At 53.4% G+C, this 13,477-nt stretch carries 13 protein-coding genes; 3 read left to right on the forward strand and 10 right to left on the reverse strand.

What is annotated here, in order from left to right:
- Positions 1–95 precede the first annotated feature (95 nt).
- Both yajL and panE read right to left on the reverse strand, forming a co-directional pair.
- Positions 96–689, reverse strand: coding sequence for a protein deglycase YajL (yajL, locus tag L977_RS01705; protein ID WP_014882765.1), 594 nt, complete (start codon positions 687–689; stop codon positions 96–98).
- Positions 652–1,563: a 2-dehydropantoate 2-reductase gene (panE, locus tag L977_RS01710; RefSeq protein ID WP_047027720.1), complete on the reverse strand. Its 912-nt coding sequence runs from the start codon at positions 1,561–1,563 to the stop codon at positions 652–654. Before panE ends, yajL begins: the two co-directional genes overlap by 38 nt.
- 121 nt (positions 1,564–1,684) lie before the next feature.
- Here panE and L977_RS01715 point away from each other — a divergent pair, with 121 nt between their 5' ends.
- Positions 1,685–2,176 (forward strand): YajQ family cyclic di-GMP-binding protein, encoded by a 492-nt coding sequence (locus L977_RS01715; RefSeq protein WP_008503327.1) that lies wholly within the window; start codon positions 1,685–1,687, stop codon positions 2,174–2,176.
- Positions 2,177–2,206: 30 nt separating this feature from the next.
- On the opposite strand, the gene L977_RS01720 is transcribed toward L977_RS01715, so the two are convergent.
- From L977_RS01720 to L977_RS01755, 8 genes are all read right to left on the reverse strand, one after another.
- Positions 2,207–3,568 (reverse strand): MFS transporter, encoded by a 1,362-nt coding sequence (locus L977_RS01720; RefSeq protein WP_047624461.1) that lies wholly within the window; start codon positions 3,566–3,568, stop codon positions 2,207–2,209.
- Between the two features lie 149 nt (positions 3,569–3,717).
- The gene (gene cyoE, locus L977_RS01725; protein ID WP_014882769.1) at positions 3,718–4,605 is read right to left on the reverse strand and encodes a heme o synthase; all 888 of its coding nucleotides are present in this window, start codon (positions 4,603–4,605) and stop codon (positions 3,718–3,720) included.
- An 11-nt stretch (positions 4,606–4,616) separates the two neighbouring features.
- On the reverse strand, positions 4,617–4,943 hold the full coding sequence (locus L977_RS01730; RefSeq protein ID WP_006176899.1) for a cytochrome o ubiquinol oxidase subunit IV: 327 nt from the start codon (positions 4,941–4,943) through the stop codon (positions 4,617–4,619).
- On the reverse strand, positions 4,943–5,557 hold the full coding sequence (locus tag L977_RS01735; RefSeq protein ID WP_008503324.1) for a cytochrome o ubiquinol oxidase subunit III: 615 nt from the start codon (positions 5,555–5,557) through the stop codon (positions 4,943–4,945). Before L977_RS01735 ends, L977_RS01730 begins: the two co-directional genes overlap by 1 nt.
- Positions 5,547–7,538 carry a cytochrome o ubiquinol oxidase subunit I gene (gene cyoB, locus L977_RS01740; protein WP_014168864.1) on the reverse strand — a complete coding sequence of 664 codons (1,992 nt, stop codon included), beginning with the start codon at positions 7,536–7,538 and terminating at the stop codon, positions 5,547–5,549. The genes L977_RS01735 and cyoB overlap by 11 nt, the downstream gene beginning before the upstream one ends.
- Positions 7,539–7,554: 16 nt before the next feature.
- Positions 7,555–8,502, reverse strand: a complete 948-nt coding sequence (gene cyoA / locus L977_RS01745; RefSeq protein ID WP_014882770.1) for a cytochrome o ubiquinol oxidase subunit II — start codon at positions 8,500–8,502, stop codon at positions 7,555–7,557.
- 477 nt (positions 8,503–8,979) lie between these two features.
- Positions 8,980–10,455 carry a muropeptide MFS transporter AmpG gene (gene ampG, locus L977_RS01750; protein WP_047624466.1) on the reverse strand — a complete coding sequence of 492 codons (1,476 nt, stop codon included), beginning with the start codon at positions 10,453–10,455 and terminating at the stop codon, positions 8,980–8,982.
- A gap of 45 nt (positions 10,456–10,500) precedes the next feature.
- Positions 10,501–11,079 (reverse strand): lipoprotein, encoded by a 579-nt coding sequence (locus tag L977_RS01755; RefSeq protein WP_014882772.1) that lies wholly within the window; start codon positions 11,077–11,079, stop codon positions 10,501–10,503.
- A gap of 305 nt (positions 11,080–11,384) precedes the next feature.
- Between L977_RS01755 and bolA the strand changes: the two genes are divergently transcribed.
- Together bolA and tig are read left to right on the forward strand one after the other, a co-directional pair.
- The gene (gene bolA / locus L977_RS01760; protein ID WP_013095855.1) at positions 11,385–11,702 is read left to right on the forward strand and encodes a transcriptional regulator BolA; all 318 of its coding nucleotides are present in this window, start codon (positions 11,385–11,387) and stop codon (positions 11,700–11,702) included.
- A gap of 330 nt (positions 11,703–12,032) precedes the next feature.
- A complete protein-coding gene (tig, locus tag L977_RS01765; protein ID WP_014882773.1) occupies positions 12,033–13,331 on the forward strand; it encodes a trigger factor in 1,299 nt (432 codons plus the stop codon).
- Positions 13,332–13,477: the final 146 nt, after the last annotated feature.

The following is a 13,477-nucleotide window of genomic DNA, read 5'->3' on the forward strand; positions in this document are numbered from 1 at the left end:
GCCACGGGATCGGTCAACCGATCCTTAACTGATCGGCATTACAACCTTTGGTTGCCGTTTTGCTTTAACCTGGCGCCACCCGGCTTTTTTACGCACTACTCTTCATAGTAGTTATAAATTCCCGCCGGCATCACCAGCGATGACGCCACCTCGTACGCTTTTTCGCGCCCGACCAGCAGGTCAATAATCTTCAAACCAAAATCAATCGCGGTGCCGGGGCCCTGGCTGGTCAGCAGGTTGACGCGTGGATCCCACACGACGCGTTTGTCCACCCACTGGTCTTCCGGGATGGTCTGCTTCAGACCGGGGTAGCCGGTCATATTGCCGATAGGGAAAATATCGTGCGGAACCAGCACTGTTCCGGCGGCGGCACAGATGGCGGCGACGATACGACCCGATAAATGGAACTGACGCACGGTCTCGACCAGCAGCGGGCTGTCGCGAAAATATTCCGCACCCTTCAGGCCACCGGGCAGGACGATGATGTCGTAATCCCCGTCGGCCACCTGCACAAGCGGCGCATCCGCAAGCAGTTTCACGCCGCGCGAGCAGGTCACCGCCAGACTGCCATCGCTGGCAACGCTGGCGACCGTCACCTCAATACCGCCGCGCACCATCAAATCAATGGTGGTGACCGCTTCTGTCTCTTCGCTACCAGGGGCGAGGCAGATCAGTGCCGACGCGCTCATATTCACTCTCCTTACGTTTAACCAGGTCATACAAACGGGCGTTTTCCGGCACGGCGATGCCATGTGCTCGGGCACGTTTTAGCAGATAGCCGGTAATGTAGTCGATTTCTGTGTGGCGTAATGCCCGGACATCCTGCAACATTGAGGAGATATTTTCTGCCGTACTCTCAATAACCTGCTCGACATAACCGCGCAAATCCTCTGCCGAGGTATGCAAGCCTTCCCGCTCAATGACCGACGCGACTTCAGCACACAGTGATGCAACCTCCTGCGGATGGTTTTTCAGCTCCCCGTTCGGGCAGTTCCACAGTGCCGTCAGCGGATTGATCACGCAGTTCACGGCCAGCTTGCGCCAGAGTTGAGGGCGAATAGTGTTATGCCAGGCGACGTCCGGCAACACCTTCTGCAGCACATCGGCAAGATAACTGTAGTCGCCATCCTGTGTTCTGGCCGGTCCCATATGGGTCACGCCGCTGGCGACGTGCACGATGATGTTGCCGTCGCGACGGGCTGCGTGCGTGGTTGTCGCCATCAGCAGGGGCTGCGGGACGCTTTTCAGCTCATCAATGGTCCCCATGCCGTTATGCAGCAGCAGTATAGGGGAAGTGGAGGGGAGTTGCGCAGCCAGCGTCTTCACCGCGTCTGAGACCTGCCACGCTTTAAGCGTTACCAGTAACAGGTCACTTTGCGCCAGGAAATCGGGATCGTTCGCGGTGAGGGATTCGTTAAAGATGCTTCCGTCTTCACCAATCAGGTTTACACTGCAATAGGGCTGGGGCACGCGCAGCCAGCCCTGAACCTCATGTCCGTGCTTGCACAGCGCGGTCAGCCATAGCTGACCAAGCGCTCCGCATCCGAGCACTGTAATTTTCATTGTTCCTCCTCACCTGCAACTGCGCCAGGTGTTACAGCTTAATTATACAGCTAAGCTTCTGTTGAGTTATGCCTCGTAGCGGGTATTATGCAACGCAACAAAAGTGAAGGGAGAAGAAAAGATGCCATCTTTCGATATTGTTTCCGAAGTTGATATCCAGGAAGTTCGCAACGGCGTTGAGAACGCAACCCGCGAAGTTGAGTCACGTTTCGATTTTCGTGGCGTTGAGGCGTCGTTTGAGCTGAACGACGCAAATAAGACCATTAAGGTGCTGAGCGAGTCTGATTTCCAGGTGAATCAGCTGCTCGACATTTTGCGCGCCAAGCTGTTAAAACGCGGCATTGAAGGGACCTCTCTGGATGTGCCGGAAGAGTTTGTGCACAGCGGTAAAACCTGGTTCGTTGAAGCTAAACTGAAGCAGGGCATTGAGAGCGCGGTGCAGAAGAAGATCGTGAAGCTCATTAAAGACAGCAAGCTGAAGGTGCAGGCGCAGATCCAGGGTGAAGAGATTCGCGTCACCGGCAAGTCCCGCGATGACCTGCAGTCCGTGATGGCGCTGGTGCGTGGCGGCGATCTGGGACAACCGTTCCAGTTTAAAAACTTCCGCGATTAATAGCAAAAAGCCCGGTTCAACCGGGCTTTTTCATGCTTTCAGGGCCTGCTCCACTTCGAAGCGGTTGGTCATTTTGCTGTCTATCTTGACGTAAGCGCTGCGCTCTTCCGGGACAATCAGGACCTCCGTCACACCCTCTTTTGCTTCCAGACGCTGTTTCAGCGCGTCGCTAATCTGAACATTATCCGGGATTTCTACCCGCAGGCTGCTCACGTAGCGCGGCTCTTTCATGGTACTGGCGACCAGCAGCCAGACTGTCGCCAGCAGTGCGCCCGCGAGAAACACGGTTTGAGAGTCAAACAGACCGTCCACCCAGCCGCCAAGCGAGCCGCCAATGGCCACGCCGAGGAACTGGCTGGTGGAGTAGATGCCCATCGCCGTGCCTTTGTAACCGGCAGGGGACTCTTTGCTGATCAGCGACGGCAGCAGGGCTTCCATCAGGTTAAACGCCAGGAAGAACAGCTGCACGCCGGCAATCAGCTCCCAGAAGTGCGGGCCGGCACCCCAGAGCACAATCTCAGCTATCAGCAACAGTGCTACGCAGCCAATAAAGACGCGCTTCATCTTGCGCTTCACTTCAGCGTAGATGATGAATGGCACGACGGAGACAAAGGAAATCAGCATCGTGACCAGATAGATTTTCCAGTGCTCGGCTGCCGGGAAGCCCGCAGCGGCCAGCTGGCCGGGAAGGGCGACAAAGGTCGACATCAGGAGGATGTGCAGACACATAATGCCGAAGTTAAGCTTCACCAGGCGTGGCTCAACCAGCACTTTGCTGAAGCAGCCCTTTACCATTCCCGATTCACGGTTGAGGACGTGGTTTTTGCTGTCCGGGACGACCCACAGGGTTAAGGCAATACCGAGGGTTGCCAGCACGGCAATCATCCAGAACAGCGCGTGCAGGCCAAGCGCATGGGTGATTATCGGGCCCAGTACCATCGCAATGGCGAAGGTGACGCCAAAGCTAACGCCGATGAACGCCATCGCTTTAGTCCGGTTCTGTTCGCGGGTGAGATCGGACAACAGCGCCATCACGGCGGCGGCAATCGCGCCGGAGCCCTGAAGGGCGCGGCCAAGAATAATCCCCCAGATGGAGTGGGAGAGGGCGGCAATCACACTGCCCAGAACAAAAATAAGCAGGCCACCGACAATCAGCGGCTTGCGGCCAACCCGGTCAGAGAGCAGGCCAAACGGGATCTGGAAGACCGCCTGGGCCAGACCGTAAATGCCAATGGCCAGGCCAATCAATGCCTCGCTCGCCCCCTGCAGCGCCATGCCGTAGGTGGTCAGAACAGGCAGGACCATAAACATGCCGAGCATCCGTAGCGAGAAGACAGTCCCTAAGCCCCAGGTCGCGCGTAGCTCGCCTGGCGTCATTTTATAATCGTTCATTACCACCTCAGTTCAAAAGCAGGCCATAGTGTAGTGCGGGGAAGGGGCGGGGTAAATAAGGGCTTATTTAACAAATATTACATGCGTTATTAATTGATTTTGTGAATAAAAAAGGGTGCCGAAGCACCCTTTTATTGACCTGTTGTCGCTTACCAGACGTAAGTCAGCAGGTTGTGCGAATCTGGCACCATGAAATCCACGGACATCATCACGGACAGAGAAGTGATGGCGACAATGGAGAACACAAACAGCTTACGTGCCCAGACTTTGTCATCTTCCACTTTGTATCCGCGCAGCGCCATGCCAAGCCACCAGACGCTCACCGCAGCCGCTACCGCCAGATATTTATACCCGGCGTAACCACCCAGAGAGAGCATCAGCGTTGCCACGGCAAAGGCGATGATGTAAAGCGTGATGTGGTTCTTGGCAACCGAAATGCCCTTCACGACCGGCAGAACCGGGATGTTCGCTGCCTGATAATCCTTAAAGCGGAAAATCGCGATGGCATAGGAGTGCGGCATCTGCCACAGGCTAAAGATAGCCAGCAGGATCAGCGCACCGCTGTCGAACTCGTTCGTGACGGCGCAGTAGCCAATCACCGGCGGCGCAGCGCCGGAGAGAGAACCAATCAGCGTGCCGTAGACGGAGTGACGTTTCATATACAGGCTGTAGACGCCCACATAGACCACGAACCCCATCACCCCCAGCCAGCAGGCCAGTGGGTTAGCACCAAACCACAGCAGCATAAAGCCAGCAATACCCAGCAAGGTGGCGTACACCAGCGAGACGGAAGGGGCGATCAGGCCTTTCACCAGCACCCGATTTTTGGTCCTTTCCATCTTCTTGTCGATATCCATGTCGATGTAGTTGTTAAATACACAACCGGACGCAACAACCAGTGACACACCGACCAGCGTGTAAATAAAGAGGGCGTAATCAATGCTGCCTTTAGAGGCCAGCAGGAACCCTCCGATCACGGAGATCAGGTTGCCAAAGATGATGCCTGGTTTCGTTACTTGCAGGTATTGCTTAAACATACTCGCCGCTCTTAGTGAACCATCATGTTGTAGTTGAGGTTCCACATAATCCAGATGGAACCGACTACCAGGATAGCGATGATAATCACGGTAAAGATAAAGGCCGTCATGTTCCAGCCTTCATCGGACTTGGTGTTCATGTGCAGGAAGCAAACCAGATGCACCAGAATCTGAATCACCGCGGTCACCAGGATTGCTCCCAGGATAACCGGTTTAGACGCAGAACCGCTCATCACCATCCAGAACGGGATCACCGTCAGGATGATCGACAGGATGAAACCTGTCATGTAGGTTTTTACGCTGCCATGGGAAGCGCCATGATCGTTAGAATGACTCATTACATCGCCCCCATCAGATAGACAACAGAGAACACACAGATCCAAACCACGTCCAGGAAGTGCCAGAACAGGCTCAGGCACAGGATACGGGTACGGTTAGTGCTGGTCAGGCCGCGACGGGAGATCTGGAACATCAGTACTGCCATCCAGATCAGACCCGAGGTCACGTGCAGACCGTGGGTACCGACCAGCGCGAAGAACGCGGACAGGAAGCCACTGCGATCCGGGCCAAAGCCTTCCATAATCAGGTGATGGAATTCATAGATTTCCATCCCGATAAATCCAGCACCAAACAGCCAGGTCAACGCCAGCCAGGAGACAACCTGGCTCTTGTTGTTTTTGTACATGGCGATAGCCGCCATGCCGTAGGTGATAGAGCTGAATAACAGCAGTGCGGTTTCAACCAGAACGAACGGCAGTTCAAAGATGTCCTTGCCGGTCGGGCCGCCCGCTGTGCCGTTCACCAGAACGGCATAGGTCGCGAACAGACAGCAGAACAGAATGCAGTCGCTCATCAGGTAGATCCAGAAACCGAAGACTTTGGTCGGTCCTGTATCGTGGTGCGCATGTTCATGCGCGTGGGCAGTTGAGTGCGCCAGAGTATCAGTTGCCATTTTTCAGCCCCGCTTTAGAAATCTCGTCGAAATGCTGATTTTCCAGCTTTTCAACTTCACGGACTGGTACGTAGTAGTCCACGTCCTCGTCAAAGCTCTTCACAATCCAGCTGATTACGATGCCAGCGAAGCCAACAATCGCCATCCACCAGATGTGCCAGATCATTGCGAAACCAAATACCGTAGCGAAGGCGGCAATGACAATGCCCGCACCGCTGTTTTTCGGCATATGGATCTCTTCGTAATGAGCAGGTTGCTTGTACGCTTCACCTTTTTCTTTCATTTCCCAGAATGCGTCGCGTTCATGAACCTGCGGCACGATGGCAAAGTTATAGAAAGGCGGTGGAGAAGAGGTCGCCCACTCCAGCGTACGGCCACCCCATGGGTCACCGGTCAGGTCACGGTTCTGATCGCGGTCGCGAATAGACACGTAGAACTGAATCAGCTGAGACGCGATACCGCAGGCAATCAGCACCGCACCGCCCGCAGCAACCATCAGCATTGGGTGGAACTGCGGATCGATCTGCTGGCTCAGACGACGGGTCATACCCATGAAGCCCAGCACGTACAGCGGCATAAATGCCACGAAGAAGCCGATGATCCAGAACCAGAACGCGCGTTTACCCCATTTCTCGTTCAGCGTGAAGCCGAACGCTTTTGGCCACCAGTAGGTTACGCCAGCGAAGCAGCCGAAGACCACGCCACCGATGATAACGTTATGGAAGTGCGCAATCAGGAACAGACTGTTGTGCAGAACGAAGTCAGCACCTGGTACCGCCAGCAGTACACCGGTCATCCCACCTACGGAGAAGGTCACGATGAAGCCGATGGTCCACAGCATCGCTGAGTGGAACACGATACGGCCCTGGTACATGGTGAACAGCCAGTTGAAGATCTTCACCCCGGTCGGGATGGCGATAATCATAGTAGTGATACCGAAGAAGGCGTTTACGTTCGCGCCCGCACCCATGGTGAAGAAGTGGTGCAGCCAAACGATGAACGACAGAACGGTAATACACACGGTTGCCCACACCAGAGAGGTGTAACCAAACAGACGTTTACGCGAGAAGGTTGCCGCGATTTCGGAGAACACACCGAAGACAGGCAGAACCAGGATGTACACTTCCGGGTGACCCCAGGCCCAAATCAGGTTGATGTACATCATCATGTTGCCACCCATATCATTCGTGAAGAAATGGGTGCCCAGGTAGCGGTCCAGGGTCAGCAGCGCGATGGTGACGGTCAGAATTGGGAAAGAGGCAATAATCAGGATGTTGGCGCACAGAGATGCCCAGGTAAATACCGGCATCTTGAACATGGTCATGCCAGGGGCACGCATCTTGATAATGGTCACGAAGAAGTTGATACCGGTCAGGGTGGTACCGACACCGGAGAGCTGAAGCGCCCAGATCCAGTAGTCAACGCCAACGCCCGGACTGTACTCAATTCCTGATAGCGGCGGGTATGCCAGCCAGCCGGTCTGCGCGAATTCGCCCACACCCAGTGACAGGTTAACCAGGATAACGCCGACAACCGTGAACCAGAAGCTCAGGTTGTTCAGGAACGGGAACGCCACGTCGCGCGCGCCGATTTGCAGCGGAACGACCACGTTCATCAGACCGATAACCAGCGGCATCGCTACGAAGAAGATCATGATAACGCCGTGGGCGGTAAAGATCTGATCGTAGTGGTGCGGCGGCAGGAAGCCGGCTTCACCCGCAGAAGCGAGTGCCTGCTGGCTACGCATCATGATCGCATCCGCAAAGCCACGAATTAACATGACGATACCGACGATGCAGTACATGATACCGAGTTTTTTGTGGTCAACCGAAGTCAGCCACTCGTTCCACAGGTAGCTCCACTTACCGAAGTAAGTGATCAGGGCCAGTAAGGCCGCGCCACCAATGATAATTGCAGCCACCGTAACCACGATAATCGGTTCATGGTAGGGCACTGCATCCAGTGTCAATTTTCCGAACATTTTCTTCCTCGGCCCCTTAGTGAGCGGTTTCCGCGTGGCTCATGTCCATGCCTTCCATACCTTCATGCGCGCTGTGCTCGCCTTCAGGCTGGGTCATGTCCATGCTCTTGCCGTGATCCATAAATTTGCCAATGACATCTTTGAACAAATCAGGTTTCACATTAGAGAAGTACTCCACCTTGTTGTATTCGCTAGGTGCAGCCACTTTTTCGAACGCCGCCATGTCAGACATGGTGTTTGGAGACTGCTTCGCTTTTTCAACCCACTGGTCGAAAGCGGCACGGTCTGGCGTTGCAATAGCTTTGAACTTCATACCTGAGAAGCCCGGGCCGCTATAGCTGGCGGAGATACCATCATAGGTGCCTGCTTCATTCGCGATCAGATGCAGGTTAGTCTGCATACCGGCCATCGCGTAGATCTGGCTACCCAGACGTGGGATGAAGAAGGAGTTCATTACGGAGTTGGAGGTCACTTTGAACTGAACCGGAGTGTTCGCCGGGAAGGCGATTTCATTCACGGTAGCAATACCCTGCTCTGGATAGATGAAGAACCATTTCCAGTCCATGGAGACCACTTCAATGGTAATAGGTTTCTCATCGTGAACCAGTGGTTTGCTTGGCTCAAGTGCGTGAGTGGTTTTCCAGGTCAGTACGGCAAGGAACAGGATGATCAGAATAGGTACCGTCCAGACCACAGCTTCCACTTTATTGGAGTGTGACCAGTTAGGGCTATACTTCGCATCTTTATTGCTCGCACGATACTTCCAGGCGAAACCAACAGCCATCAAAATGGCAGGAATAACCACAATCAACATCAGGCCAAAAGCCGTCAGTATCAGTGAACGTTGTTCCAGTCCAATCTGTCCTTTGGGGTCTAGTAGTGCAGAATCGCAGCCACTGAGTAATACAGTGCCCGCGAATAATGACAACCATCCCAAACTTTTATTGTATTTCCCGAGTCTCATTTAACGACCTCAATTCCACGGAGTCTGGTGGCGTTTAAAGTGTGCGGGCATTTTACGGGAAGGTTACATTACTGTAAACATCATTAGGCCTGTGTCAGGAAGGTGTTACCGGGTTCTGCCGCACGTGTCACAAGTGTTGCAAATTATGTCGGTTTTTAAGACAGAAGCCGCATGGCGTGGGCTTTATAACGAAAGGACCCCCAAGCATACCCTAAAAGGGGCAATTGGTATAACCATTGTTAAAAAAAACAAAAAATTAACAATTAATTATCAATAAAAAGACATCTAAAAAACGAAAAATCAAACTATCGGATGCTGAATCGTTTAATGAAAAATAGCGTTTTGGAACAGGAGCCAATAATTTCCAAATCCTATCCCGCACAAAACAACAAATATTTTTTTGGGGGGCAGCTGGCTATTTCGCCGTTATAATTTCGGTTAGTGATTACAACGGGAAATAACCTTTCGCATTTTTCTTCAGGTCATCTGCGTTTTACGCAACGCCATGAAATCGAGCAGACCCCCGGTCAGGATCCCGGCAATAGCCAGCAGGGCGCCAGCGTCCAGCAGAAGCGCTTCGAACGGGAGTGCCAGTGACGTGCTGGCGTTAATAATCAGCACCACAAGCCAGAGTGCCAGAGCAACGCAGCCCACCATTAACAGACGTAACGCAAAACGGTAGGCGGTATGATATTCGGTGCGCGGCATAAAGTGTTCGGTCCGCTGCGTATATTCCAGCGTCTGACGGCAGACCAGCAGCAATAAAATTCCCGGCACGGCAGCCACGACAGAGAAGAGATAAAACGTTGGCCAGCCGTGGGCTTCCACGAACCAGCCCGCAATCGGTCCAACGTACACGCGACCCACGGCAGAGAGCGCCGAGAGCAGCGCAAACTGCGTAGCGGAAAATGATTTATTGCAAAGCGTCATCAACAGGGCAACAAATGCCGCGGTGCCCATGCCGCCGCAGAGGTTCTCGAAGAACACCGCCGCGGCCATGCTGATCATATGTTTGTCGGTAATCGACAGCAGCCAGTAGCCCGCGTTAGAGGCTCCCTGAAGGATGCCGAAAATCAGCAGCGCGCGAAACAGGGTCAGGCGCTGCATCAGCACGCCGCCATACAGCGCGCCCATAATCGTCGCAAATAGTCCCAGCGTTTTGTTTACCACACCCACTTCACCGGCATCAAAACCGACACCGCGTATCAGGAAGGTGGTGGTCAGGCTCATGGCGAACGCATCCCCCAGCTTATAAAGGACGATGAGCAGCAGGATCAGCCAGGCATTGTTGCGACCAAAAAAGTCGCGCAGCGGTTCGGCCACGGCCTGCTCCAGCGAGCGGGGGACCGGAATGACATCGCTCGGTTCGGGAGCAAAGATCGTCGCGATAATGCACGGGATAAGCAGGGCGGCCATCAGCCAGTACATACCCTGCCAGCCGAGGTAACGGTCAGCCAGCCACAGTGCCAGTCCCCCGGAGACCAGCATCCCGAGGCGATAGCCCAGCACGCTGATTGCGGCACCGGCGCCGCGCTCTTCCGCAGGCAAAACGTCCGTCTTCCAGGCGTCAAAGACAATATCCTGGGAGGCGGAACAGAAGGCAATCACGACCGCAAGCGCGGCCATCCAGCGAAGCTGTGTGGTGGGCTCAAGAAAACCCATCGCCGCAATGGCCAGCAGCAGCAAGACTTGCGTCATCACTAACCAGCCGCGACGACGTCCCAGGAAAGGTGGCGTGTAGCGATCCATGACCGGAGACCACAGGAACTTAAAGACATAGGCCTGACCGACAAGCGAGAAGAAACCGATGGTTTTAAGGTCGATATTCTCGACCGTCATCCACGCCTGAAGCGTGCCGGAGGTGAGCGCGAGAGGTAAACCCGAGGCAAAGCCGAGGATCAGCAGAATCGCTGATTTCGGTTGCTGGAAAATGCGTAAGTAATGGCTGGACATGTTCTTATGAACTGACCCGGTGAAGCACCGGGTCAGTCGGCAGGATTAACGTGCGTTCTGCTTGATGAAGTCGTGGATGCTGGTGTCCTGCGCCATGTCGGAAATGGTATCCGTCAGCACGCTGTTAACCGCATCAGCAATATTTTTATTCGATGCCTGGAACGCGCCTTCGACAGAGTAGCTCGCACGGTAGTTTTTGGTCATCTTATTACCGTTTTTCGCGGTAGCAATGATGGCGATATCCGCTTTGGTCGCGATGTTGTAACGCACGTTGCCCTGAGACACGTCTGCGTACAGGTTGTTAACGATGATCTGCAGATCAACCGCACCGCTTGGGCCAATCATATAGCCGCGAGCGGTCATTTGCTTCTCGAGCACTTCCTGCAGCAGGAAACGCAGGTCGCGGGACGCGGTCAGGGTTACCTGCTGGTTATCGCGGGTCACTTTTGCTAGAGCCTGGTCCTGACGCTGATCGGCACCGTTAATGCTCACGGTGACGCCCATCAGGCTTGGATCCTGCTGAGGCAGCGTAATTTTTGGTGAGACATCAATGGTGGTAGGCGGGGTTGCACAGCCTGCAAGCATAAAAAGGGCTACCAACGGAAAGAAGAGTTTTTTTAACATTTTCGGGTTCTCAACGAATCGTAAGCATATAAAGAGAAAAATTGCCGTCATCATAACATCGCCAACGGCGAGGGGAAGTGGTCAACGCATGTAAATTCATCGCCTTGTCCGAAAACTGACCAGCTTACCCAATTTCCCCTCTCGCGAATGATGAAAGGTATGAGTCTCGCAGTGAACTTCATTCGTTTGAATGAGAAAATCAGACGAAAGCTAAATATTTGTTGTCAAGGTGTAATGGAAACGGTAAAAGCGGCTAACATTTAAAGGGATGGGTGACATCCTGGCGTTGTCGGAGGAGTAATTTCATGATGATACGTGAGCAGATAGAAGATAAATTAAGGGCAGCGTTCAACCCTGTGTTCCTCGAAGTCGTCGACGAGAGCTATCGTCATAACGTGCCGGCAGGTTCTGAAAGCCACTTTAAAGTGGTTCTGGTTAGCGATCGCTTCACGGGAGAACGTTTCCTGAACCGACACCGCTTGATCTACAGCACCTTGACGGAAGAACTCTCCACCACCGTGCATGCGCTGGCACTGCATACCTACACCATTAAGGAATGGGAAGGCTTGCAGGATACGGTTTTCGCATCACCGCCGTGTCGCGGTGCAGGCACCATCGCCTGATAAATCGGATTTGCAACGGCTGGAGCTTTTCCAGTATGTTGCTTACAGATTTCCTCAAAACGGCCTCCGGGCCGTTTTGTTTTGTCTGAGTTTTGAGCGGATGGAGCGATTTTAAGGCTAAAAATAGCCTTAAAGTGTGAAAAAAGCCGCAGCAACATGCCCCAACCGTTCTCGACTCACCTAAGTGATGCCGCTATAATGCCGCGTCTTATTGAATGTCTTCGGGATGATTCTGGCGACAGGGAATGTGAATCTGCACTAAGAGAGCATCCCGGTATAACAGACAGATTCAGAGTTGACCGAGCACTGTGATTTTTTTGAGGTAACAAGATGCAAGTTTCAGTTGAAACCACTCAAGGCCTTGGCCGCCGTGTAACGATTACTATCGCTGCTGACAGCATCGAAACTGCTGTGAAAAGCGAGCTGGTCAACGTAGCAAAAAAAGTACGTATTGACGGCTTCCGTAAGGGCAAAGTTCCAATGAATGTTGTTGCTCAGCGTTATGGCGCCTCTGTGCGTCAGGATGTGCTGGGTGAACTGATGAGCCGCAACTTTATTGATGCGATCATCAAAGAAAAAATCAATCCGGCCGGCGCGCCAAACTACGTTCCAGGCGAATACAAACTGGGCGAAGACTTCACTTACTCCGTAGAGTTCGAAGTGTACCCGGAAGTTGAGCTGAAAGGTCTGGAATCTATCGAAGTTGAAAAACCGATTGTCTCCGTGACTGACGAAGATGTTGACGGCATGCTGGACACCCTGCGCAAGCAGCAGGCGAACTGGAAAGAGAAAGAAGGCGCTGTTGACGCGGAAGACCGTGTGACCATCGACTTCACCGGTTCTGTAGACGGCGAAGAGTTCGAAGGCGGCAAAGCGTCTGACTTCGTACTGGCAATGGGTCAGGGTCGTATGATCCCAGGCTTCGAAGACGGTATCAAAGGCCACAAGGCTGGCGAAGAGTTCACTATCGACGTGACCTTCCCTGAAGAATACCACGCTGAAAACCTGAAAGGTAAAGCAGCGAAGTTCGTGATCAACCTGAAGAAAGTGGAAGAGCGCGAACTGCCAGAACTGACTGAAGAATTCATCAAGCGTTTCGGCGTGGAAGATGGTTCAGTTGCTGGTCTGCGTACCGAAGTGCGTAAAAACATGGAGCGCGAGCTGAACGGTGCTGTGCGTAACCGTGTGAAATCTCAGGCGATTGAAGGTCTGGTGAAAGCGAACGACATCGACGTTCCTGCAGCCCTGATCGACAGCGAAATCGACGTGCTGCGCCGTCAGGCTGCACAGCGTTTCGGTGGCAACCAGCAGCAAGCGATGGAACTGCCACGCGAGCTGTTTGAAGAGCAAGCGAAACGTCGCGTTGTTGTTGGCCTGCTGCTGGGCGAAGTGATTCGTACCCACGAGCTGAAAGCTGACGAAGAGCGCGTGAAAGGCCTGATCGAAGAGATGGCTTCCGCATACGAAGATCCATCAGAAGTGATCGAGTTCTACGGTAAGAACAAAGAGCTGATGGACAACATGCGCAACGTCGCACTGGAAGAGCAGGCTGTTGAAGCGGTTCTGGCGAAAGCGAAAGTGACCGAAAAAGCGACCTCTTTCAACGAACTGATGAACCAGCAGGCGTAATAACGCCCTAACGGTTTAAAGTTTGACCAAAAAACCCGTTGCCCTCCGGCGACGGGTTTTTTTTATCGCAGCTTTAGTCCTGGAAGGGTGCTAAAACGCCCTTTCAGTGTTAGCGTTACAACAAAAGGTTGTTATGCTTGAAATAG

The sequence above is a fragment of the Enterobacter sp. ZOR0014 genome (assembly GCF_000798855.1).
Lineage (GTDB): Bacteria > Pseudomonadota > Gammaproteobacteria > Enterobacterales > Enterobacteriaceae > Enterobacter > Enterobacter kobei.